Source organism: Bordetella sp., from assembly GCF_057362025.1.
Genome location: NZ_JBMQQZ010000059.1, coordinates 34,702 through 58,607, shown reverse-complemented (window position 1 = coordinate 58,607; position 23,906 = coordinate 34,702). Strand labels below are relative to the sequence as shown.

Here is a 23,906-nt window from a genome sequence, read left to right as displayed (position 1 = left end):
CTGCCTCTATTGGATAGTGATGTGGGCGTCGTGGATGACCTTGGCCCACTTGTCCATTTCCGTGTCGACGAAGCGCGCGAACTGCGGCTGCGTCATGGTGCCGGGCGCGGCGCCCTGCTGCGCGAACTGTTCCTGGATGGACGGCGAGCGCAGCGCGGCCAGCACATCCTGCGACAGCCTGGCGGCGAGCTTGGGATCCATATGCCCGGGCGCGTACAGCCCGAACCAGGCGGTGGCCTCGAATCCCTTGATGCCGGCTTCGTCCAGCGTCGGCACGTCCGGCAGCGCGGGCGAGCGCGTCAGCGAGGTCACGCCAAGCGCGCGCAGCTTGCCGGCTTTGATGTGTTGCAGCACGCCCGGCACCGAATCGAACATGACGGGAATCTGTCCTCCCAGCAGGTCGTTCAGCGCGGGGGCCGCGCCCTTGTAAGGGATATGAACCATCTTCACGCCCGTCATCGACTTGAACAGTTCGCCGGACAGATGGTTGGCGCCGCCGGTGCCCGCCGACCCGAAATTGACTTTGCCGGGATTGGCCCTGGCATAGGCGACCAGGTCCGCCACGGTGTCGATGTGGTTGCGTTTGGCGAATTCGGTGTTGACCACCAGCACGTTGGGCACGGCCGCCACCTGCGCGATGGGAGTGAAGTCGGTTCTGCTGTCGTAGCGCAGGTTCTTGTACAGCGCCGGATTGATGACGTGATGCGTGGCCGTCACCATCAGGGTATAGCCGTCGGCCGGCGTGCGGGCCAGCTGTTCGGAGAAGATGGTGCCGCTGGCGCCCGGCTTGTTTTCGATCACCACCGGCTGTTTCCATTCCGCGCCCAGCGCGTTGCCCAGCATGCGCGCCAGGATGTCCGTGGTGCCGCCGGGCGGGAAGGGCACGACGATGCGTACGGCGTGATCGGGGAAAGTCTGCGCGGCGGCCGCCAGGGGCCCCACGCTCGCAGCGCCCAGCAACAGGGCGGCCGCGTTGCGCAACCATGTCTTCATTTTGTGTCTCCTCGTTGGTCCTCGTGTATTGCTCGTGCTTCTGGTACTGCAACTTCCGGTACCGGTTGGCTTTCAAGCCTGGTACCTGTTCGTGCATTGCCGCGGTTCGGATAGACCCCGTACCGTTGCCAGGCACGAAAACGTGCCGCCGGGGTGCCGGCTAACCTCAGTGCGGGAATTCCACCATGGCTTCACCCACCGCCACGGTTTCGCCGCGCTGGTTCAGCACCTGCACATCCAGCGTGGCCCAACGGCTTTTCTCCGTCTTGCGCGTGGCGGTGACGACGGCCTGGGGCGTGATGGTATCGCCCGGCTTCACGGGTGCTTTCCAGCGCGTTTCCAGGCGGCGCTGCGTGCCGCCGTGCTCGTGCAGCCAGTCCGTCAGCATGCGCGTGATCACGCCGAAATTGTTCATGCCGTGCATGATGATGCCGCCGAAATTGGTCTTGCCGAAACTGCCCTGCATGTAGTTGTCGTCCCAGTGCAGGGGGTTGTAGTCCAGCGAGGCCTCGCAGAACGCGCGGATGGATTCGCGCGTGGGCGTGAAGGGCTGGCCCCCGATTTTGTGGCCGGCCGCGAGCGTGTCGAATACGTGGGTCATCGTTGTCTCCTTACATGGGGCGGATGGTCCAGCCGCGGCCGGAGCAGATCACTTCGTCGTTCTGGTTGAAGAAGACGTTGTCGTGCACGACGAACAGGCGGTCCTTGCGGATGAACTTGTCCAGCGCGCGAGCCTCCAGGCGGATGACGTCGCCCGGCCGGGCGGGCAGGTTATAGCTCCAGGATTGGCCGGCGTTGACCGTGCCCGGGCTGCGCATCCAGTCGTCGGTCGGCGTGCACGCGAACATCAGCAGGATGTGGATGGCGGGCGGCGCGATCAGGCCCTTGTAGGGTGATTTCTTCGCGTAGGCCTCGTCGAAGTACAGCGGGTGCATGTCGCCCACGACGCGGCAGTATTTCTGGATGGCTTCCAGCGTCAGGGTGTACGGGATGGTTTTGCGCGGTTCGCCGGGGACGATGTCGTCCCAGATTTTGCGCGCGGCGGCGTCTTTCCAGAAATCTGTCTCGAATGTCGTTTGTGTCATGGCCTTTCCAGGGCGGGTTGGGGTGGGCGCGCATCGCCGGGCCCGGACTTGCGCAGCGCGGTCGCCTTGCTTATAATGACCGCTAAGCGGATATTGTCATCCGCTATACGGTCATTGTGGCCAGCCAGGGCGCACGTGTCAAGCCCGCGCGCCCCGGTGCACGGGAGCACTCATGGCAACGCCGGAAAGCGAAACCTTCGTCCGCACCTTCGCGCGCGGACTCAAGATCATCGAGGCGATGGGTCAGGGCGAGGCCCGCCAGACGCTGGCCGACGTCGCCGCGGCGGTGGAGCTGCCGCGTACGGCGGTGCGCCGCTTCCTGATGACGCTGATCGAGCTGTCGTTCGTGAAGACCGACGGCAAGCATTACTGGCTGACGCCCAAGGTGCTGCGACTGGGGTTGTCCTATCTGTACACGCTGCCTTTCTGGCGGCAGTCGCAGCTGGCGCTGGAAGAACTGGGCGCGCGCATCGGGCAATCGTGCGCGGTATCGGTGCTGGACGAAGAAGACATCGTCTATGTGCAGCGCCTGCATACCAAGCGCATCCTGCCCATGAGCCCTTCGCTGGGCAGCCGTCTTCCGGCGCATGCGGTGTCCATGGGGCGCGTCCTGCTGTCCGGCCTGGACGATGCCGCGCTGGACACTTACCTGGAAACGGCCAGGCTGAAAAAGCTGACCCCGGCCACCGTGGTGGACCGCGATCGCTTGCGGCAGGCCATTTTGCTGGCGCGCGAGCAGGGCTACGCCTGGGTGGACAGCGAACTGGATGAATCCATCGCCGGGATGGCGGTGCCGGTGCGCGACCAGGACGGCGCGATCGTCGCGGCCATCAACGTCAGCCTGACGGCGGGCGCCTACCAGGAAGAAGCGGCGGTGGCGGAATTCCTGCAGCCCCTGCGGCAGACCGCGTCGCAGCTGCGCGCCACGATGGTGGGCTTGCGGTAGGCCGGTACGTCGGTGGGAAAAGGCTCGTATCAGCAGCGTTACGTCGCCAAAGTCGGAGCGCGCCGTCCCGGCAGCGGTGGACGACGAGGGCCGCTGACTTCATGCCGCGACGTTTTCATCAAGCTCCGCGAAGTTGCTGATCCTTACCGAGCCGTCCGGGAAGCGCGCGATGACCTCAAGCTGTCCGCCCATGGCCTCGATATGGCTGCGCAGCGTAGAGATATACATATCGGTGCGTTTTTCGAGCTTCGCGATGGAAGGCTGTTGGACATGAAGCAATTCGGCGAGCATCTTCTGTGATAAGCCGCGCGCCTGACGCAGTTCGTGCAAAGGCATTTCCGCCAACATTGCATCCGCCTTGGCCTTCGCACGTGCCCGCGATTCCGGGGACATCGTTTCCCGTAGGATCGAATATTTATTAGCCATCGATAAGCCCTTCTCGAATTAGCTGCCTTAGATGTTCATCGTATAGGCGATCGGCAACCGGGATATGGGTTTCATACCACCGGTCATCTCCAGTCTTATCTGCCCCAATAAGCAGATCGCGCATCGTCTAGGATCGAAAGCGTACAGCGTTCTAAAGGAACGGCCTGCATGCTGGGTTCGCAGTTCTCGCATATGGCGATGTTTAGAGCCCTTTATTCCACGGCTGTGCGGGAATCCCAATAACGGTCCGTTCGCTATGAGCAACTCGACACTCGCGTCCAACGATTCTCGCTCGGCCTCGTCTAGTGAAGACCACCATTCGCCGAATTGGTCTGTATATTCAACTGCCCATGGCATCAAATATTCCTTCAAGGGAATATTCTGTCAAGGGAATATGGGTGGCGTCCAAGCTATGCAAAGTTCCCGTATCGTGTAGCGGCCGCTATCGGTGAAGCGTACTCAGAACCGCACCTTCACATTGGCCATGACGCCGTTCTGCCGCACGCCGTCGCCCAGCTGGCCTTGGTAAGACAGGTCCATCCGCACGTTTTTGGCCACCTGCACATTCAGCCCGGCCTGCAGGATGGCGGCGTCCTTGGCGATCGGCACGCCTGACACGGTGAAGGGCGAGCCCGACGGCAGCGACTGGGTGGCCGTGGGGGTCGTGTCGCCGAAGGCATGGCGCCAGCCCAGCATGCCGTGCAGGACGGCCGTGGTACCGCCCGCGTCCAAGCGCGTGGAGGCGCGCAAGCCGAGCGTGGTGTAGGTCACGCCGGTGTTGTCGCTGCGGCCGGAAAGCCCGGTGTCGCCGCCCTCGTCGAAACCCTGGGTGTGCAGATTCGCATAGGCCAGGCCGGCAAAGGGCTCGAACGTGGTGGCGCCGTAGTTCAAGGCATAGCCGGCTTCGCCAAACACTTGGGCGGTATTGCCGTCATAAGAGGTCTTGTCGGTGGCGCCCGCGAAACCGGCGAAAGCCACGTCCCGCTGCGTGTCTATGCGATGCCAGGTATTGGCGGCGCCGAAGCGCAGCCCCAGCGCGCCCCACCGCGTGCCCGCATACGCGGCCAGGGTATAGCTGTCGATATCCGCGCTGCTGGAGCGCCCGTCCACGTTCAGGTCCGTGCGGTCGTAGCCTGCGGCCACGCCGGCCCGCCAGTTGGCGGCCACCGGGAAGTCCGCGCCTACCATGAAGCCGCCGATGCTGCGTTCCAGCCTGGCGGCATTGCCGTTGCCGTCGATGTCGCCCCAGGCGCCATAGGCCTGGCCCCACATCGCCGCGCGGCCGGGCGCGGGAACCGGCGTGGCGGCGCCATTCGCGCTGGCCAGCCGTGCCGGCGCGGCCGCGTTGTCCGTGAACGCCATGCGCAGGCGATCGTTGATCGCGTCGCGGGCGAAGTGGCTGTCTTCCAGCAGCGAGGTCTTCAGGCTGGCCTGGATTTCGCCGGACAGGCTGTCGAAGGCGGCGCGCGCAGCGGCCGGGTCGTTCATCGACGCGATCGTGTCGTGCACCGGTTGGCCGTCGGGCTGGCTGTCGGCGCCCTGGGCCGCGGCGCGCTGGTTGCGGGTTTGCGCCACATCCGCATAGCGCGTGGCATTGCGGTCGAAGGCCAGGTACACGTGGTTGGGGTCGTACGACAGCACGGGGTGCAGGAACAGCATCCGCGTCGCGCCGGAGACCGAACCGTAGGCGCCGCCGATGCCCTGTCCCGCGGACAGGATGGTGTAGCGCAGGCCCGGAGCGATCCGCGTGCCGGGCATGGGGGTGACGATGACATTGCCCGCCAGGGATGCCGTGCCCGCCACCTGGATCAGGTCGGATTGACCGCCGTCGGCGACTTCGACCCGGTAGGTCGAGCCGGCCAGTTGTGCGTAGTTGCCCGTGAAAGTCAGCGTGCCGATCGAATGCCCGGGCGCGATGGTGCCGGCCACATTGGCGCTGCCCAGCGTGCCGTTGCCGTCCAGCAGGGCGCCTTGCGCGATCGTCAGCGTGCCGCCGAGCGTGCCTTGCACGTCCAGGCTGCCGCCCTGCGCGATGGTGACGCCATTTGCATACTGCTGCTGGCCCGTCAGCACCCAGCTGCCGCTGACGGTAAGGTTCTCGACGTTGACGGCGCCGGCGAAAGTGCCGCTGCCCAGCAGGTTGACCGTATCGTTGCCGGCGCCGCCGTCGACCAGGCCGACGATGCGCGAGCCGGTCAGGATGTTCAGCGTATCGTCGCCACCGCCCAGGTCCAGGGCCAGGCCGTTGCCGCCTTCGATCAGCCCAGAGTTCGTCACTGTGTCGGCCTGGTTGCCGATGATCCTGACGCCGAAACCGGTGACGCCGCGTATCGTGCCTTCGTTGACCAGCGTGGTCGCATGCGGCGCGGCGCCTTCGGCGCTGTCATCGATGAGGATGCCGTTGGCCTGGCCGCTGATCAGGGATTGCGCCGTCAGGTTGCGGATGATGCCGCCGCCCGCGGCGATGCCTTCGCTGTTATTGGGCGAACCGTCTTTCTCGCCTTTGGCGCCGACGCCCTGGATGGTTCCGGTATTGGTGATGTCCGCCTTGCCGTCGATGTCGACGCCGTCGCCGTCGCCGTTCACCGACGTGGCGTCGATGGCACCGGTAATGATGCCGTGGTTCACCACGGTACCGTCGCCGTCGGAGCCGACGCCGGAGCCGTTGCGGCCGACGATGACGCCGCCGGCTTCGTTGACGACGTCGACGTTGACGTCGCTGGTAATGCCGTGGCGGGCACCGGAGATCAGGCCGCCTGCATAGTTGTGGACGGCGGCCGCGTGGCCCTGCATGTCGACGCCGTCGTTGGAGGGATCGTCCTCGGGGTCGCCCGATGTGTTGGCCGGGGCCGACGAGACGATAGCGCCCCAGTTGTTGACCTGGCCCCCTTCCCCTGGCCGGACGGCGTCGGCATCCATGGCCTGGATCAGGCCGCCGGCGCGGTTGTTGATGACGACATTGCCGGCGGTGACTATCTTGTCGAAGTCGATGGCCTGTCCGCTTTGCGAGGTGATGGTGCCGGCGTTCTCGATCACGATGCGGCCGGCCGGGACATCGTTGTTGATGCGGACGCTGTCGTCGCTGGTGGAGATGATCGCGCCGGCATTGTTGGTCAACGTAAAGTTGAACGGCGAACCGGCGGTGCTGCCGCTGGTATCGATACCGCGGTTGCCGGACTTCAGCGTGCCGGAGTTCGTGATGGAAATGCCGGGGGCCGGCACGGACGAGTTCATGGTCAGGGACGTGCCCGACGTGTCGAGCGTTCCGCCGCTTTCGATGGTGACGCTGTCGCTACCGGATATCGTGCGGCGGGTGGTGTCGGTGACGCCGCTTCCTATCACGATAGGACCGGCGGCTTGCGCGGCCAGCGAGGTCATCACGGATGCCAGGGCGGCGGCCAGGGCGGCGGGCGCCATGGGGTTCTTCATCGTCGGCATGCTTTACAGCCCCTCTTTGCGGGTACGGTCAAAGGGCTGTCACGCTACGTGACGATTATGACTTTGCTGTTAAAGGCTGACTGTTTATTGAATCCGCGTGAAGGGTATCCGGCAGACGGCAAATAAAAAAACCGGCCCTGGTACCACCCAGGGCCGGCTATTCCGCGCGGGAACCGATCGGGCGATCAGGCGTCCAGCTGCTTCAACGCGTCGTTGAACGTCGCGCTGGGCCGCATGGCCTTGCTGGTCTTATCGGCGTTCGGACGGTAGTAGCCGCCGATGTCCTGCGGCTTGCCTTGCGACGCGCCGAGTTCCTGCACGATCCTGGCTTCGTTGTCCGTCAGGGTCTTGGCGATGCCGGCGAACCTGGCCTGCAGGGCCTTGTCTTCCGTTTGGGCGGCCAGTGCCTGGGCCCAGTACAGCGCCAGATAGAAGTGGCTGCCGCGGTTGTCCAGGCCGCCGACCTTGCGGGCGGGCGATTTGTCGGTGTCCAGGAATTTGCCGGTGGCTTCGTCCAGGGTCTTGGCGAGCACGCGGGCGCCGGCGTTGCCGTGGACGTCCGCCAGGTGTTCCAGCGAGGCGGCCAGGGCCAGGAATTCGCCCAGCGAGTCCCAGCGCAGGAAGCCTTCTTCCACGAACTGCTGCACGTGCTTGGGCGCCGAACCGCCCGCGCCGGTTTCGAACAGGCCGCCGCCGGCCATCAGCGGGACGATGGACAGCATCTTGGCGCTGGTGCCCAGTTCCATGATGGGGAAGAGGTCGGTCAGGTAGTCGCGCAGCACATTGCCGGTGACCGAGATGGTGTCCTTGCCCTGGCGGATGCGCTCCAGCGAGAACTTGCACGCATCGGTGGGCGTCATGATGCGGATGTCCAGGCCGTTGGTGTCGTGGTCTTTCAGGTAGCGCTCGACCTTGGCGATGATCTGGGCGTCATGGGCGCGACCCTTGTCCAGCCAGAAGACGGCCGGGGTGCCGCTGGCGCGGGCGCGGTTGACCGCCAGCTTGACCCAATCCTGCACCGGGGCGTCCTTGGTCTGGCACATGCGCCAGATGTCGCCGGACTGCACCGGTTGTTCCAGCAGCACCTTGCCGGCTTCGTCGACGACGCGCACCGTGCCGTTGGCGGGGATCTGGAAGGTCTTGTCGTGCGAGCCGTATTCTTCGGCGGCTTGCGCCATCAGGCCGACATTGGGCACGCTGCCCATGGTGACCGGGTCGAAGGGGCCGTTCTTCTTGCAGTCGTCGATGACGGCCTGGTAGATGTCGGCGTAGCTGCGGTCCGGGATCACGGCCTTGGCGTCGTATGCCTTGCCGTCCGGGCCCCACATCTTGCCGCCTTCGCGGATCATGGCCGGCATGGAGGCGTCGACGATGACGTCGCTGGGAACGTGCAGGTTGGTGATGCCCTTGTCGGAGTTCACCATGGCCAGCCGCGGACGCTGGGCGTATTCCGCCTGCAGGTCGGCTTCGATGGCGGCGCGCTTGTCGGCCGGCAGCGTGGCGATCTTGGCGTACAGGTCGCCGATGCCGTTGTTGGGATCGAAGCCGATCTGCTTGAGCGTGTCGGCGTGCTTGGCCAGGACGTCCTTGTAGAAGACGGAGACGACATGGCCGAAGATGATCGGGTCGGAGACCTTCATCATCGTCGCCTTCAGGTGCACCGAGAACAGTACGTCCTTCTGGCGCGCATCGTCGATCTGCGCCTGCAGGAAGCTGCGCAGCTTGTCCTTGCTCAGCACGGCGGCGTCGATGATTTCACCGGCCTTGACGTTGGTCTTTTCCTTCAGGACCTTGGTGCTGCCGTCGGCGGCGGCCAGTTCGATGCGGACGGTGCCCGGGTTGGCGATCAGCGCGGATTTCTCGCTGCCGTAGAAGTCGCCGCCGTCCATGTGGGCGACGTGGGTCTTCGAGTCGGCGGACCAGGCACCCATCTTGTGCGGATGCTTGCGCGCGTAGTTCTTCACCGACAGCGGCGCGCGGCGATCGGAATTGCCTTCGCGCAGCACCGGGTTGACGGCGCTGCCCTTGATCTTGTCGTAGCGCGCCTTGATGTCCTTTTCCTTGTCGCTGGCGGGCTCGTCCGGATAGTCCGGCAGCTTGTAGCCTTGCTGCTGCAGTTCCTTGATGGCGGCCTTCAGCTGCGGGATGGACGCGCTGATGTTGGGCAGCTTGATGATGTTGGCTTCCGGCGTGGTCGCCAGCCGGCCCAGTTCCGCCAGGTCGTCGGAGATCTTCTGGGCGTCGGTCAGGAAGTCGGGGAAGGTGGCGATGATGCGGCCGGACAGCGAGATATCGCGGGTTTCGACGGCGACGCCCGACGAGCGGGTGTAGGCCTGGACGATGGGCAGCAGCGAATACGTGGCCAGGGCCGGGGCTTCGTCGGTCAGCGTGTAGATGATCTTCGACGTGGTAGACATTTGCTCGTGAACCTCACTCAAACGGTGGAATAGCGGAAAGTCTGGATGTGTCCGGTCCCTGCGACGTCTCCGGCGATCGCGCGCGGGAGGGCCTGCGGCGCGCCGGGGGCTGCGGCGAATGCGCCGTGGTCGCGTACGGGCGGGGGTCGTTACAGAGTTTAGCACCGGCGCCCCCGGGACCCCGCGCCGCCCGGCCCCGGCCGCGCGGCGCCCGCCGTTCAGCTGCGCGTGAGGCTGGGAATGGAATAAATGTCACCGCCGGCGTGTTATTCCTAGGGCCTGTTAACGCTAGAAGGAGCCTCGCACTGGCCGAAGGGTGAGTACGCAAACCGGCGCCTGGCCGCGTTACGAATGCTCGCCGTGGCACCCCCACGCCTGCGCTTCGTGCCTTGCCATCCACCGGTTTGCGTACTCATGCGAGGCTCCTTCTAGCGTTAACAGGCCCTTGTGGTCGACGCAAGGCCGCAAGCCGCGGCGCGCCGTGATTCGATGTTGGAGTTGTCATGAATCTGCAGGACCTGTCTACCCCCGAGTTCTATCGCGATCCCTACCCGCTTTACGAGAAAATGCGCGCGCGCGGCAAACTGTTCGATGTCGCGCCGCATATCCTGATGACCGGTCATTACGACATGATCGACGCCATCCTGCTGGATCGCCGCATGGGCAAGGGTTATATGGAAAGCATCCGCGCCCGCTACGGCGAGGACGGCCCGGCCCAGCCGATCTTCCAGGGCCTGGCGCGCATGTTCCTGATGATGAACCCGCCGACGCACACGCGCCTGCGGGCGCTGCTGATGAAAGCCTTCGACGCGCGGCGGGTGGACGGCCTGCGCAAGATCTGCCAGGACGTTGCCGACGGGCTGATCGAGGCTTTTCCCCGTGACCAGGCCTTCGACCTTGTGCCGGCCTACAGCCAGCCCCTGCCGGTGCGCATCATCTGCCGCCTGCTGGACATCCCGGTGGCGGATGCGGACATGCTGGAGCGCGACGTCAGCCAGCTGGTGCAGGCGCTGGAAGCCGCGCCCCTGGACGCGCCGTCCCTGGAGAAAGTCAATGCGGCCATGCGCAACGTCGAGGATTATTTCCGCCGCGTGGTGGAGGCGCGTCGCCGGCAGCCGGGGGACGACCTGATCTCCGTGCTGCTGTCGGTCGAAGAGGATGGACAGGGATTGACGGAAGACGAAATCGTCTCGAACGTGATCCTGCTGTTCGTGGCCGGCCACGAGACCACGGCCAACATGATCGGCAACGCGCTGATCGCCCTGCACCGGCATCCGGACCAATTGCGCCTGCTCGCCGAGCAGCCGGAGCTGCTGCCCAAGGCCATCAACGAATGCATGCGCTACGACAGTTCGGTCCAGTTCATCACGCGCATGGCGCTGGAGGACACCGAAGCCGGCGGTATCGCGCTACCCAAGGGGACCATCGTCTTCATGAGTCTGGGCGCCGCCAACCGCGATCCCGGGCGCTTCGCCGACGCGGACCGGCTGCTGATCGAACGCAACGAGGGCGGCAACCGGCTGATCGCCTTCGGGGGCGGGATCCATTACTGCCTGGGCGCGCGGCTGGCGGCGATGGAGTTGCAGATCGGCCTGGGGACCTTGCTGGCCCGCCTGCCCGGCCTGCGCTTGGTCGACCTGGATGCGTTGCAGTGGCGCAAGCGCAATACGGTAAGGGGGGTGGAGGCCCTGGTGGTCGCGGCCTGATCCTCGCGGGCGCCCGTCAGGCATGACATCGTTACGCCTGACGGGCGCCTGTGCGGATCGTCGGCCCGGTTTCCGCGGCCGCCAGCCGGTTCAGGGCGGCCAGGCGCCGCAGCATGGCGCCGATGGCCAGGTTGGCCAGCGCGGCATATAGCGCCGCCGCCGCGAAGGCATGGGCGTAGGCATGGGCGGCATCGGCGCCCGTGGCTTTGCTTCGGTCGAGCACCGCGTCGAACATCATGCCCACCAGCGCGACACCCAATGCGCCTCCCACCTGCTGCATGGTGCTTAATACGCCGGCGGCGGCGCCGGCATGGCTGTCCGCCACGCCGCCCAGGATGGCGTCCAGCAATGGCGTCATCAGCAAGCCCTGGCCGATGCCCCAGGCGAGCAGGAACGGCACCAGCGCCGCCGGCGATAGCGCATCGTCCCAGTGCGCGATGCCGGCCCCCATCATGCAGGCGATGGCGGCGATCGCCGCGCCATGGCGCAGCAGGGCGTAGCGCCAGCGCAAAGCCAGGCGGCGCGCCGCCACCGAGGCCACCATGAAGGCGAACGCATTGCAGGCCAATACCAAACCGGCCTGCACGGGCGTATCGCCCAGTCCGGTCTGCACCAGTAGCGCGAACGCCAGGTAGGTCACGTTGAAGGTGGAATAGAGCAGCAGCACGATGCACAGTCCCAGCGTGAACGAGGGGGCGCGGAACAATCGCATGTCCACCAGGGGCGAACGACCGGCCGCGGTGCGGGCCCGCTGGTGGATGACGAATCCCCACAGCACTGGAAGGGCTGCCGCCAGCATGCATGCGTCCGCGGTCGTCCAGCCCGATTCGCGGCCGTGCACAAGCGGATACAGCAGCAAGCCGAGGCCGGCGCCGCTCAGCGCCATGCCGGCAAAGTCGGCGCGCGGCGCCGCCGGAGAGCGCGATTCGGCGACAAAGAACGGGGTCGCGCACAGCGCGGCCAGGCCCAGCGGCAAATTCAGCAGAAAAATCGGCCGCCACGCCAGCCCCCACAGGTCCGCCGATATCAGGACGCCGCCCAGCAGCTGCCCGGCAATGCAGGCCAGGCCCAGCGAAACGCCGAGCGCGGCGAAGGCGGTGGCCCGCTGGCGCGGGTCGCCATACGCGACGCGCAGCAGGGACAATACCTGCGGGAACAGCGACGCCGCGGCCAGGCCCTGGATCAGGCGCGCCGCCACAAGGGCCCGCGCGTCGGGTGCGAGTCCGCACAGCACGGAAGCCGCCGTGAAGCACGCCAGGCCGATCATGAACATGCGGCGCCTGCCATGGATATCCCCGAGTCGGCCGGCCGTGACCAGTCCCACGGCGTACACCAGCGCATAGCCGGCCAGAATCCATTGCACCTGCGCGAAACTGGCCCCGAGCGTGCGGACGATGCTGGGCACCGCGACATTGACGATAAACACATCCATTACCGTCATCACGACACCCGTCAACATCACGCACAATGCGACCCACTGCCGCCCTGTCAGGGCCTGCCCGCCCGGCGCCGGATCGCCTGCAGGCGTTCGGGGCCCTTGCTCCATCCGCGTACTCGCCATCTTTCCGTCCCTCGTTCCCCGCCGGCGGGATGCCGACCCTGGCGGGTAGAATAGGAAGCCGCGAATAATAGGTATAGATAAGTCTTTATCCTATTAGTAGCGCTAACGGATATTGCGGAGGCATGCCCGCATGGTGAATCTGGAACGTGTCGATCATCGCCGGCCACTTGCCGATTTTGTGCGTGCCCTGCGCGAGCGCACACGGCCGGAGGACGTCGGCCTGCCTGCCGGCCCGCGGCGCCGCACGCCGGGATTGCGCCGCGAAGAGGTGGCGCAACTCGCGGGTGTGGGCATCACCTGGTACACCTGGTTCGAACAGGGACGGGACATCCGGGTATCGGTGGATTTCCTGGAGCGCCTGTGCCGCGGCTTCCGGCTGGATGGCGTGCAGCGCAATCACCTGTATACGCTGGCGCAGGACCGCCCGCCGCCGCATCCGCCGCTGCGCCATGACGATGTCTCCGGCGCGGTGCGCGCGGTGCTGGCCGCGCTGCCGCATCCCGCCTACATCCGCACGCCGCGCTGGGATGTGGTTGCCTGGAACGATACCGCCGCCGCGCTGTTCGGCGACTATGGGCTGTTGCCGCCCGAGGACCGCAATGTCCTGAAGCTGGTGTTCACCGTTCCGGCCTATCGGGAACTGATGGTGGACTGGGAGGGCGACGCGCGCCGGGTCCTGAACAAATTCCGGCTCGATTATGGGCGCGCGCAGCGCGATCCGTCCTTCGAGGCGCTGGTCGGCGACATGCTGTGCCGCAGTCCCGAGTTCCGGCAATGGTGGCCGCGCCAGGATCTATGGGGAATGGCGGAAGGCTACAAACGCCTGCGCCATCCGCGCATCGGCGAAATCGGCCTGGCGCATACGGCCTTCAGCCTGGAAGGCGCGCCCGACCTGCGGCTGGTGGTTTATCCGCCGGCGACACCGGAGGATGCCGCATTGCTGCGTGAATTGCCGCGCCATTGCATCGCCAGCGCGAGCAGTACCAGCGCGAATCCGATGCCGTTGGATACCGGCCCTGGGTAGACCAGCGCGAAGCCCGCCACGATGAACATCGCGCGCTGCAGGGCCGACGCTTTCACCAGCAGCCAGCCCTGGAATCCCGCGGCCAGCGCGAAGATCCCCGCCGCGGCAGTGAAGGCGACCCCGGCGATGTCCCAGAGGTTTTCCGACGCCAGCGCCTTGGCCGATCCCATCAGCAACAGGCCCTGCCCGCTGGGCGCCAGCACGAATATGAACGGCACCAGGAAAGCCGGGATGGTGTACTTCCAGCATTGCATGGTGGTGCGATAGGGATCGGCGCCGGTGATGGCCGCCGCCGCGAAGGGCGACAGGGCGGTGGGCGGCGAGACTTCCGACAATACTGCGTAGTAGAAGATGAACATATGGGCGGCGTAGTCGGGTACGCCGAGCTTGATCAGCGCGGGCGCGGCGATGACCGCGCAGATGATGTACGACGCGGTGACGGGCACGGCCAGGCCGATCACCCAGACCACGAGCGCGGTGTAGATGGCCGTCAGCAGCAGCGAGCCTGCCGCGTAGTCGATGACGATGCCGCTGAACTTCAGCCCCAGCCCCGTCAGGGTCACCACGCCGACGATGATGCCCGCGCCGGCGCAGGTAGCGCCCACGCCCAGCATGCCGATCGAGCCGGCGCGCAGCGCTTCGACCAGCGGCGATCGCAGCAGCAGCGGCGCCGCCGGGCCACGACGGCGGAATAGGTCATAGGAAATCATCGCCGTGTCCGCGCGCAGGAAACTGGTCAGGAAGGACACGACGATGGCCCAGAACACCGAGAGCACCGGGGAAAACCCCATCAGCATGAAGACGACGATCGACACCAGCGACAGGAAGTGAAACCAGTATCGGCGCGTCAGGTTCCATACCGTGTCGACCTTGGCGAAAACGGTCTGGCCCATGCCGTACTTGCGCACATCGATCTCCACCATCATGAACAGCGCCAGGTAGAACAGCAAAGTGGGGATCACCGCCATCAGCAGCACGTCCAGGTACGAGATCTTCAGGAACTCGGCGATGATGAAAGCGGCCGCGCCCATGACGGGCGGCGAGATGATGGCGCCCAGCCCGCCGGCCGCCAGCAGGCCGCCGGCGGCATCGCGCGCGTAGCCGACCTTGGCCAGCATGGGCCAGGCCACCGTTCCCAGCGTGACGGTGGTCGCCACGCCGGACCCGGACGGCCCGCCCAGCAGGAACGAGGCCAGCACTACCGTGCGGCCCGCGCCGGCCGGCTTGCCGCCCATGGCGGAAAACGAGAAATCGATATAGAAGCGTCCGGCCCCCGACAGCTGCAGAAACGCGCCGAAGATGGTGAACAGGATAATCAGCGACGAAGACACGTCCACCGCCACGCCGAAGATGCCTTCCAGCGTCATGTACATGAAGCCCACCAGCCGGGCGATGCTGTAGCCACGATGCGTCCAGGGGTGGGGCAGGTAGGGCCCCAGGAAGGCGTACAGCAGGAAGCAGATGCAGATAACCGGCAGGATCCACCCTATTGTGCGGCGCATGGCCTCCATGACCAGCAGGATCAGCGCCACGCCGAAGAAGATGTCCCAGGGCTGCGGCCGCGTATTGCGGTCGGTGAAGTCGTCGCCGCCCAGGATCAGGTACACGACGATGGCGATGGCCAGCAGCGCCAGCGCCCAGTCCCAGGCCATGACGCGATGGCGGAAGCGCGGCGACACCGGGAATACCAGGAAGCAGAGAAACAGCACGAAGGCCACGTGCACGGGCCGCAGAATCTGCGTCGGCACGATGGCATAGGCGGCGTACAGATGAAACAGCGACATCGCCACGGCGACGATGGCCAGGAAGGCCCCCAGCGGGCCGGTCAGCCGGTTGGCCGCGCCTTCTTCCTGTTCGATATATTCCTCGGCCTTGCGCAGCGCTTCGTCATCGACGGCGGCGGGCGCTTCCGATCGTGCGGCATCGCTCATGCGACGGCTCCCTGGAAGGGGTGGACGGAAGGATGGCGGCCGGCGCGCGGCCAGCCGCCGCCGACGGTTCAGTCGACGTTGAAGCCCCGTTCCTTGTAGTACTTGACCGCGCCCGGATGGAAAGGCACAGGCGTGGCGGCGGACTTCTGGTTCTCCAGCTTGAAGTCGGCCGTGTCCTTGTGGACGGCGATCAGTTCCTCGCGGCTTTCGAAAATGGTCTTGACGATGTTGTAGGCAACCTGGTCGGGCATTTTTTCGTTGGCGACCAGGATGTTCATGACCGTCGCCTGTGCATTGTCCTTGTCCATGCCGCGATAGGTGGTCTTGGCAATGGTGTCGGTGACGTACAGTTCGCCGTACTTTCTGTTCATCGCGGGCACCAGATCGGCGTTGTCGATCATCTTCAGCGTAGTGCCGGGTGTATTGGCCAGGTCGGTGACCGCGGCGGTGGGCAGCCCGCCGACCCAGAAGAAGGCGTCGATCTTGTTGTCCTTGATGGCGTTGACCGATTCGGCGACGCTAAGGCGTTCGCGCTTGACGTCCTTGTCCTTGTCCAGTCCGGCCGCTTCGAGCTCCCTGAAGGCCATGACCTCGGTGGCGCTGCCGGGCGCGCCGGTGGACACGCGCTTGCCCTTCAGGTCGGCCATGGTCTCGATGCCCTTGCCCTGCACGGTGACCACATGCATACGGTTGGGATACATGATCATCAGCGTGCGCAGGGGCACCTTGCCGCTCTTGAATTTGTCCTGGCCGCGGTAGGCATCCAGCGCGGCGTCCGCCATGCTCATGCCGATGTAGGTGGCGTCGCCGTCGATCAGTTTCAGGTTGTCGACGGAACCGCCGGTGACTTCGGCGGTCGCTTCCATGCCGGAGACTTTCTTTGACAGTACGGCGGCGATGCCGCCGCCTATGGGGTAGTACACCCCGCCCGTCCCGCCGGTGGCGATGGAGATGTTCTGGGCATGGCTGGTCGTATGGAACAGCGAGGCAACGGCGACAAGGCACAGCAGCAAGGCAAACCGCACGAACGGGGTTTTCATTGTCTGTCTCCTGGGTAGGCATGATCGCCCCGTTGGCGCGGGGATGCCTTTTTGTAGTTCCGGCGCCGGCGGTCATGGGCGGATGGCCCCGTGGGGGGCGGCCCGGCCGATCGCGTGGCGTGGCTATTTGTCGGTCCGGCCGATGCGAGCGAAGCCGGACGGCCCAGGTTTACCCGCCGGTGCTGCGGGCGTCAATCGGGTTTTGTGCGGGCATGGGCGATTCCCGGAACGGGCGCGCCGCCGCATCGGGTGCCCGCGCGGCGGCATCGCGCCGCGCGGGCGCGGCTTCAGCAGCCGACCGCGTAGCCGTCCTTGCGATGGTCGGACGCCGCGAGATAGCCGCCGGCGTCCAGCCGCAAAGCCATCTGCGCGCAGCCGAATTCGGTATCGAAGCGCGGCGACAGGCTGATGTCGTGGCCCAGGTCCTTCAGGCCTTGCAGGGTCTGCGCCGGCGTATTCCATTCCATCGCGACACCGCGGTTGTCGTCCTTGACGCGCCAGCGCGGCGCGTCACTGGCGGCCTGGGGGTTTTGGCCGTAGTCGGCCAGGCGGCAGAGTACCTGCGCGTGGCCCTGCGCCTGCATCGAGCCGCCCATCAGGCCCAGGGTCATCAGCGGTTGGCCGCCGCGCATCACGAAGCCGGGAATGATGGTGTGGAAGGGCCGCTTGCCCGGGCCGACCTGGTTCGGATGGCCGGCGCGCGTGCTGAAGCCCCAGCCACGGTTGTGCAGCGCGATGCCGGTGCCGGGCACCACGACGCCCGAGCCGAAGCCTTTGAAATTCGATTGGATGAAGGACACCATCATGCCGTTGCGATCGGCGGCGGTCAGGTAGACCGTGCCGCCGCCGTGCGGATTGCCCGGGCCGGGATAGGCGGCGCGGCGCGGATCGATGGCGCGGGCGCGGCGGGCCAGGTAGTCGCGGTCCAGCAAATGCGCGGCGGTGACTGCCGTCATCGCGGCCGGATCGCCGACGTAGGCGTACATGTCCGCGAAGGCCAGCTTCATGGCTTCCAGTTGCAGGTGCACGCTGGCGGCGGAATCCACCGGCAGCGCGCCCAGGTCCAGCGTGTCGAGCATGCCCAGCGCCATCAGGGCGCCGATGCCCTGGCCGTTGGGCCCGATTTCGGCCAGCTCCACGTCGCGGTACTTCATGCGGATGGGCTCGACCCAGTCGGCGCGGTGGGCCGCCAGGTCCGCCTCGGTGATGCTGCCGCCGGTGGCGCGGGCGTGGGCCGCGATGGCCGCCGCCAGCTCGCCGTGGTAGAAGGCGTCGCCCTTGCTGCGGGCGATTTTTTCCAGGGTCTGCGCCTGCCCGGGGCAGACGAAGCGCTCGCCCGGCAGCGGGGCGCGGCCGTTCGGGGCGAAGGCTTCGGCGTAGCCCGGTTGCGAGATCAGGCCGGGCACCTGCGCCTGCCATTGCCGCTGCACCGTCGGCGACACCAGGTAGCCGTCGCGCGCCAGCCGGATGGCGGGCTCGAACAGATCTTCGAAGGGCAGCGAGCCGAAGCGTTCGCTGGCGGCCCGCCATGCCGATACGGTGCCCGGCACCGTCACCGCGTCCCAGCCCCGAAAAGGCATGCTGTCCAGGTGGGCGAAGCGATCCGGCGTCCAGGCGGCCGGCGCGCGGCCGCTGGCGTTCAGGCCGTGCAGATCCTTGCCGTCCCAGACCAGCGCGAAGGCGTCGCCGCCGATGCCGTTCATGCAGGGCTCCACCACCGTCAGCGCGATGGCCGTGGCCAGCGCCGCGTCCATCGCGTTGCCGCCGCGCATCAGCATGCCCAGCCCGGCGCTGGCCGCCAGCGGCTGCGACGTACTGACCACGTTGTCGGCCAGGACCGGCATGCGCTGCGACGTGTAGGGGAAGGACCAGAATTCCGGCGTGGACGGGGACATGGCGCTGGGTGTCTCGGTGGTTTACTCGATGGAGATATGGGCTTGCTTGACGACGTCGGCCCAAGTCTTGTGTTCTTTCGCGATGGCTTCGGCGAAAGGCTGTGCTGGGGTGTACATCAATTCCGCCCCTTGCGCCACCATGGCGGCTTTCAGCTCCGGCATGGCCAGCACCTTTTGCAGCGCCTGCGAAATCGTATCGATGGCTGCCTGCGGCGTGCCCTTGGGCGCGACGAAGCCGAACAGATTATCCGCCTGCACGCCGGCGATGCCGGCTTCCTTCATCGTGGGGACGTCGGGCAACAGGCCGACGCGCGCACCGGAGGCAACCGCCAGCACCTTGAGCTTCTTGGCCTGGATCAGCGGCATGGATCCGGGGATGCTGTCGAACATGAAGCTGGACGAACCGGAGGCCAGTTCGGGCAAGGCCTGGCTGCTGCCCTTGTACGGGATGTGCGTCACCTTGACATCCGTCTTCAGCGCGAACAATTCCGCTTCCAGGTGCGAGAGGGTGCCCGTGCCTTGCGAGGCGAAGTTGTACTGGCCGGGCTTGGCCTTCAGGTAGGAAACCAGTTCGCCGACATTGTTCACCGGCAGGGTTGTGGGCACGACCAGGATGTGCGGCACGATGCCCACGCCCGCGATCGGGGTGAAGTCCTTGCGGAGGTCCGCCGGCCAGTTGGGATACAGCGCGGCCGCGACGGCCACGTTGGTGACGGCGGCGAAATAGACCGTATAGCCGTCGGCTGGCGCCTTGGCCGCGGCCTGCAGGCCGATGGCGCCGCCGGCGCCGGGGCGATTTTCGACGATGACCGATTGCTTGAGTTCAGCGGACAGCTTCTGCCCGATGGCGCGCGCCAGCACGTCCGTGGCGCCGGCGGGCGGGAAGGAGATGATGACCTGGATGGCATGGTCGGGATAGGCGGCACGCGCCGCGCCGATGGGGGAGACGGCGAGTCCGAGCGTCAGCGCCAGCATGCCCAGCAGGCGGGTGGCGAGGCGGCGGGGCGTGGCGAAAGCGTAGTGGTTGTGCATGCGAGATCTTCCAAGTTGGGGAACGCGCCGGGCGGCGTGCACCGCCGGGCGCGGCTTGCCGTGGGCGCGGGGGCGCCCCGTGCAAGCCATACCGGGTAAAGCAATACCCATGCCAATTTCGGCGCCGCGCGGCTACATGGTGGCGTTCTGCGTGGCGACGAACATGGCGCGCAGGTGTTCGCCGGAGGTGGTGGGCGGATATTTGTCCGGCGCGCCGGCTTGCCGGCAGGTCGGCAGGCATTCGATGCGCGCGTCGTAGTTGGGGTTGTGGAAAAACACGATGGACTGGCGCCGGCTTTCCGCGCGCGCGTCCAGGGGCGGGTTGACCACGCGGTGCAGGGTGGACACCCAGCGGTCGTTGGTCCAGCGCGCCATCAGGTCGCCGATATTGATGATGAAGCAGTCGGGCACGATGGGGACGTCCACCCATTGGCCGTCGGCATTGAACACCTGCAGGCCGCCGGGGCGGTCCTCGGTGGCGAGGATGGTCAGGCTGCCGTAGTCGGAATGCGCGCCGGCGCGGATCTGCCCGGGCAGGGGCGGTGTGTCCTGCGCCGGGTAGTTGCGCAGCCGCAGGCGGCTGATGTGGCGGTCGACCTTGTCGTCGAAGTAGCGCTCGTCCAGGCCCAGCGCCAGCGCGAAGATGCGCATCAGCGTGCGGGCCAGGTCGCCCATGGCGCGGTAGTAGGCCGTCCACGTCGGCCGCAGGTCGGCCGGCTCTTCGGGCCAGATGTTGGGCGCGAAATGCCGGCCGGCGGCCGCTGCGTGCGCGTAGCCCGCGTCGGGCATGTCCACCGGGCCGATCATCAGGCTTTCGTTGAGGTCGCCCGCCGTGGCAGCCGCGTCGCGCGATCGGCCCACCGATTCGTCTTCCAGGCCGATGTAGCCGCGCGCGACGTCCATGCCGGGACGCGCGACCTCCATCTTGCGCGCCAGGGGCAGGTCGAAGAAACGGCGCGATACGTCGCGCATGCGCTCGATCAGCGCCGGGTCGATGCCGTGGCCGGAGATGATCAGGAAGCCGATGTCGCGGCAGGCCTGGTCGACCGAGCGCGCGATCGCCTGCTTGTCCGCGTCGCCGCCGGATGCGAAGCGCGAGATATCGATGACGGGAACATGCAGGAGCTTCATGGCGCGGGTCTCCGGGGGCTGGTCAGGACTGCTCAGGCAATGGCGTCGCCGCCGTCCACCAGCAGGGTGGAGCCGCTGATGCTGGGATTCAGCGCGACGGCAAGAATGGCGTGGGCGATGGCGGTGGGATCGGCCACGCGGCCGGCGGGCACGTGGTCCGCAAAGGACTGGAACTTGCGGTGCCGGTCGGCCTCGTCCAGCTTGTTCCAAAGCGGGGTGTCGGTGACGCTGGGCGATATCGCGTTGACGCGGATCGGGCGCAGTTCCAGCGCCAGGCCCCGCGCCAGTCCTTCCAGGGCGGCATTGATGGCGCCCTGCAGGACCGCGTTGCGGTCGGGCCGCACGCTGAAGACGCCGGAAACCAGGGTCAGCGATCCGCCCGGACGGATGAGGCAGGCGCGCGCGACGTGGTAGGCGCCCCAGAACTTGCTGCGCATGGCGTCGTAGGCGTCGTCCAGGTCCAGGGTGCGGACCGGGCCGGTGCGCGTCTGCGATCCGGATACGACGACGTGGTCCCAGGCGTCATGGGCGGCGAAGAAATCACGCACGGCCGCGTCGTCGGTCATGTCCAGGCAGGCGCTGGCCGCGATGGCGGGGTGCGCCGTGCGCGCCGCCGCCAGCTTGTCGCGCGAGCGTCCCGCGATCAGAACATGCGCGCCGCGGCTGGCCAGGGCGGCGGTGGCCAGTCCGATACCGCTGCTGCCGCCCAGGACGGCGATGCGCTGGCCTTGGAGATCGTTCATGGTTTCTTTCCTTGCGTGGCCATGCCATGCGGGCTGGCGGGCGCGGCCCCCAGATACGCGCGGGCCAGCATCTCGTTGCCGGCGATATCCTTTGCCGTGCCCTGCGCGACGATGCGCCCGGCTTCCATGACGTAGGCGCGGTCGGCCAGTGCCAGCGCCAGCCCGGCCATCTGGTCGACCAGCAGCAGCGTCATGCGCTCGCGCCGCAATCCATCCAGCGATTCGAAGAGTTCGGCGATGATGCGCGGAGCCAGTCCGAGCGACGGTTCGTCCAGCAGCAGCAGGCGCGGCTGCGCCATCAGGCCGCGCGCCAGGGCGAGCATCTGCTGTTCGCCGCCGGACAGCAGGCCCGCGCGCTGGTGCAGTCGCTCGCGCAGCCGCGGGAAGCGCTGCAGCATGGCTTGCACGCGGGCCTCGCTGCCGTGCGGATGCAGGAAGGCACCCAGGCGGATGTTGTCCAGTACCGAAAGATCGGGAAAGACCTGCCGGCCCTCGGGGACGAGGACGATGCCCAGCTTGACGATGGCCTCGGCGTCCAGTCCGTTCAGCGGGCGTCCTTCGAAATGCAGGCCGCCATCCGTGGCGGGATGCAGGCCGGCGAGCGTGCGCATCAGCGTGGACTTGCCCGCGCCGTTGGCCCCCAGCAGCGCCACCATTTCGCCCTCGCGCACCTGCAGGTCGATGCCGTGCAGGACGGGGTCGGCGCCGTAGCCGGCCACCAGCTCGCCGATGCCCAGCATCTCGTGCCCGGCCGTGCGGCCGGCCGCCGTTGCCGCGGGCGGCCGGGTGTCGTGCTGTTCGCCCAGGTAGGCCTGGCGGACGGCCGGGTCGGCCTGGATCAGTGCCGGCGTGCCGGCGGCGAGGCGGCGGCCGGCATCCAGTACCACGATGTGGTCGGAGATGCCCATGACCAGGGCCATATCGTGTTCGACCACGACCACGCCGGGCCCCGCATCGGCAATGCGCCGCAGCAGCGTCGCCAGGCCTTCCTTGTCCTCGCGGCTCAGGCCGGCGGCCGGTTCGTCCAGCAGCAGCACGTCGGGATCGGTAGCCAGCGCGCGGGTGATCTCCACCAGGCGGCGGTCCACGTGGGCCAGGCTCGCGGCCGGCGCGTCGGGGTCGCCCAGATAGCCGCAAAAGGCCAAGAGGCTGCGCGCTTGCCCGCGCTGGGCCGCCGCCGCGCGGGCGCCGCCCGAGAGCAGGCCGCCCAGGCGGCCCCGCGCCATCGCCAGCGTGACGTTGTCCAGGACGCTGAGGCTGCCGAACAACTGCGAGGTCTGGTAGGTGCGGGCGATACCGTAACGCGCGATACGGTAGGCGGGCAGGCCTTGCAGTTCGCGTTCGGCCAGGGCGATGCGGCCGCTCGTGGGGACGTAGAAGCCGCTGAACATATTCAGCGCCGTGGTCTTGCCCGCGCCGTTGGGGCCGATCAGCGATGTGACGCGCGCCGGCGCCACGTCCAGGTCCAGTTCGCTGACGGCGCGCACGCCGCCGAAGGCCATGCCCAGCGCCCGCACGCGCAGGGCGTGGCGGTCGCGTGCGGGCAGGGCGGGCAGCGCCGTGTCGGTGTCCCGGGCGGGGTGCCGGCCAGCCCGGCCGCGCGCGCCCAGCCAGCGATGCGCCAGGCCGGCGATGCCTTCCGGCGCCAGCCACAGCACCACCAGCAGCAAGGCGCCGAAGAACAGCAGGCGGTACGACTCCAGCGACGCCAGCAGTTCGGGCAGCACGCCGACCACGATGGCGCCGGCGATCGGACCGCTCACCGTACCGGCCCCGCCGATGACGACGACCAGTACGAACAGGATGGACTGCATGAAGCTGAAAGTGTCCGGCGTGACGAAGCCGGACAGCGGCGCGAATAATCCGCCCGCCAGTCCCGCCAGCGCGGCGGAGACGGCGAAGGCCGCGGTCTTGATGACCAGCGGGTTCAGGCCGATGGATTCGGTGGCGGTCTCGCTATCCATGGTGGCACGCATGGCGGCGCCCCAAATGCCGTGCGCCAGCAGGGCATAAGCGCCCAGCAGCGCCAGCACCGTGGCGATGGCCACCATCGCCACGGCCTGTTCCGGCGCGAAGCCGGCCAGCGCCAGCGGCGGGATGCCCATGATGCCGTTCTGGCCGCCGGTCAGCGCGGGCATTTCGACGATGGCGTGCTGCACGATGAAACTGAAGGCGATGGTGATCATCGCCAGGTAGGGGCCCTTGACGCGCAGCGCGGGCAGCGCCAGCAGCGCCCCCGCGGCCGCCGACAGCAGCGCGCCCACGCCCCAGGCGGGCCAGAAGCTCCAGCCGGCCTGCGTCGTCAGGACGGCGACGGTGTAGGCGCCCAGCGCGTAGAAACCGACGTGGCCGAAGGAAACCTGGCCGGTCAGCCCCAGCAGCACGTTCAGGCCGATGCCCACGATCGCGACCAGCGCCACGTTGGCCAGCACGAACACGTAGTAGCTGTTCAGCGTCGCGGCCAGCACCATGCACAGTACCGCGGCCAGTACGGCGATGGGGATACCCGCGCGCTTCATGGGGCGAGGCTCCCGGCGC

The 23,906-nt window shown here is 67.1% G+C and carries 17 protein-coding genes and 1 pseudogene; 3 read left to right on the top strand and 15 right to left on the bottom strand.

Translation table 11 applies throughout. The annotated features are described in order from the left end of the window. Positions 1-6 precede the first annotated feature (6 nt). The 3 genes from ACO1P8_RS11410 to ACO1P8_RS11400 all read right to left on the bottom strand — a co-directional run bounded on the left by ACO1P8_RS11410 (position 7) and on the right by ACO1P8_RS11400 (position 2,078). Positions 7-993: a Bug family tripartite tricarboxylate transporter substrate binding protein gene (locus tag ACO1P8_RS11410; RefSeq protein ID WP_486296000.1), complete on the bottom strand. Its 987-nt coding sequence runs from the start codon at positions 991-993 to the stop codon at positions 7-9. A 166-nt stretch (positions 994-1,159) separates the two neighbouring features. Continuing rightward, entirely contained in the window at positions 1,160-1,594 is a 435-nt protein-coding gene (locus ACO1P8_RS11405; RefSeq protein WP_486295999.1) for a MaoC family dehydratase, read from the bottom strand. 10 nt (positions 1,595-1,604) lie between these two features. Further along, positions 1,605-2,078, bottom strand: coding sequence for a MaoC family dehydratase (locus ACO1P8_RS11400; protein ID WP_486295998.1), 474 nt, complete (start codon positions 2,076-2,078; stop codon positions 1,605-1,607). A gap of 172 nt (positions 2,079-2,250) precedes the next feature. On the opposite strand from ACO1P8_RS11400, the gene ACO1P8_RS11395 reads away from it, so the two are divergent. After that, on the top strand, positions 2,251-3,024 hold the full coding sequence (locus ACO1P8_RS11395; protein ID WP_486295997.1) for an IclR family transcriptional regulator domain-containing protein: 774 nt from the start codon (positions 2,251-2,253) through the stop codon (positions 3,022-3,024). 99 nt (positions 3,025-3,123) lie between these two features. On the opposite strand, the gene ACO1P8_RS11390 is transcribed toward ACO1P8_RS11395, so the two are convergent. The 4 genes and pseudogenes from ACO1P8_RS11390 to ACO1P8_RS11375 all read right to left on the bottom strand — a co-directional run bounded on the left by ACO1P8_RS11390 (position 3,124) and on the right by ACO1P8_RS11375 (position 9,305). Beyond that, a complete protein-coding gene (locus ACO1P8_RS11390; RefSeq protein WP_094839625.1) occupies positions 3,124-3,450 on the bottom strand; it encodes an XRE family transcriptional regulator in 327 nt (108 codons plus the stop codon). Beyond that, positions 3,443-3,807, bottom strand: a pseudogene (locus ACO1P8_RS11385) (type II toxin-antitoxin system RelE/ParE family toxin). Before ACO1P8_RS11385 ends, ACO1P8_RS11390 begins: the two are co-directional and overlap by 8 nt. A gap of 102 nt (positions 3,808-3,909) precedes the next feature. Continuing rightward, positions 3,910-6,879, bottom strand: a complete 2,970-nt coding sequence (locus ACO1P8_RS11380; RefSeq protein WP_486295996.1) for an autotransporter outer membrane beta-barrel domain-containing protein — start codon at positions 6,877-6,879, stop codon at positions 3,910-3,912. A gap of 194 nt (positions 6,880-7,073) precedes the next feature. Next, complete coding sequence (locus ACO1P8_RS11375) at positions 7,074-9,305, bottom strand: NADP-dependent isocitrate dehydrogenase (protein WP_486295995.1); 2,232 nt, start codon at positions 9,303-9,305, stop codon at positions 7,074-7,076. Positions 9,306-9,808: 503 nt separating this feature from the next. Between ACO1P8_RS11375 and ACO1P8_RS11370 the strand changes: the two genes are divergently transcribed. After that, entirely contained in the window at positions 9,809-11,011 is a 1,203-nt protein-coding gene (locus ACO1P8_RS11370) for a cytochrome P450 (RefSeq protein ID WP_486295994.1), read from the top strand. Positions 11,012-11,042: 31 nt separating this feature from the next. Here ACO1P8_RS11370 and ACO1P8_RS11365 read toward each other — a convergent pair whose 3' ends face one another. After that, complete coding sequence (locus ACO1P8_RS11365; protein WP_486295993.1) at positions 11,043-12,557, bottom strand: MFS transporter; 1,515 nt, start codon at positions 12,555-12,557, stop codon at positions 11,043-11,045. Between the two features lie 145 nt (positions 12,558-12,702). Here ACO1P8_RS11365 and ACO1P8_RS11360 point away from each other — a divergent pair, with 145 nt between their 5' ends. Beyond that, positions 12,703-13,596, top strand: coding sequence for a helix-turn-helix transcriptional regulator (locus tag ACO1P8_RS11360; protein WP_486295992.1), 894 nt, complete (start codon positions 12,703-12,705; stop codon positions 13,594-13,596). Here ACO1P8_RS11360 and ACO1P8_RS11355 read toward each other — a convergent pair. From ACO1P8_RS11355 to ACO1P8_RS11325, 7 genes are all read right to left on the bottom strand, one after another. Next, complete coding sequence (locus ACO1P8_RS11355) at positions 13,479-15,527, bottom strand: TRAP transporter permease (protein ID WP_486295991.1); 2,049 nt, start codon at positions 15,525-15,527, stop codon at positions 13,479-13,481. The two genes, ACO1P8_RS11360 and ACO1P8_RS11355, sit on opposite strands and share 118 nt — an antisense overlap. 68 nt (positions 15,528-15,595) lie before the next feature. Beyond that, the gene (locus ACO1P8_RS11350) at positions 15,596-16,567 is read right to left on the bottom strand and encodes a TAXI family TRAP transporter solute-binding subunit (RefSeq protein ID WP_486295990.1); all 972 of its coding nucleotides are present in this window, start codon (positions 16,565-16,567) and stop codon (positions 15,596-15,598) included. 287 nt (positions 16,568-16,854) lie between these two features. Next, entirely contained in the window at positions 16,855-18,462 is a 1,608-nt protein-coding gene (locus ACO1P8_RS11345; RefSeq protein WP_486295989.1) for a gamma-glutamyltransferase family protein, read from the bottom strand. 21 nt (positions 18,463-18,483) lie between these two features. Further along, on the bottom strand, positions 18,484-19,494 hold the full coding sequence (locus tag ACO1P8_RS11340; protein ID WP_486295988.1) for a Bug family tripartite tricarboxylate transporter substrate binding protein: 1,011 nt from the start codon (positions 19,492-19,494) through the stop codon (positions 18,484-18,486). Positions 19,495-19,626: 132 nt separating this feature from the next. Then, on the bottom strand, positions 19,627-20,625 hold the full coding sequence (locus ACO1P8_RS11335) for an isopenicillin N synthase family dioxygenase (RefSeq protein WP_486295987.1): 999 nt from the start codon (positions 20,623-20,625) through the stop codon (positions 19,627-19,629). 32 nt (positions 20,626-20,657) lie between these two features. Next, the gene (locus ACO1P8_RS11330; protein WP_486295986.1) at positions 20,658-21,368 is read right to left on the bottom strand and encodes an SDR family oxidoreductase; all 711 of its coding nucleotides are present in this window, start codon (positions 21,366-21,368) and stop codon (positions 20,658-20,660) included. Beyond that, positions 21,365-23,887, bottom strand: a complete 2,523-nt coding sequence (locus ACO1P8_RS11325; protein ID WP_486295985.1) for a branched-chain amino acid ABC transporter ATP-binding protein/permease — start codon at positions 23,885-23,887, stop codon at positions 21,365-21,367. Before ACO1P8_RS11325 ends, ACO1P8_RS11330 begins: the two co-directional genes overlap by 4 nt. Between the last annotated feature and the right edge of the window lie 19 nt (positions 23,888-23,906).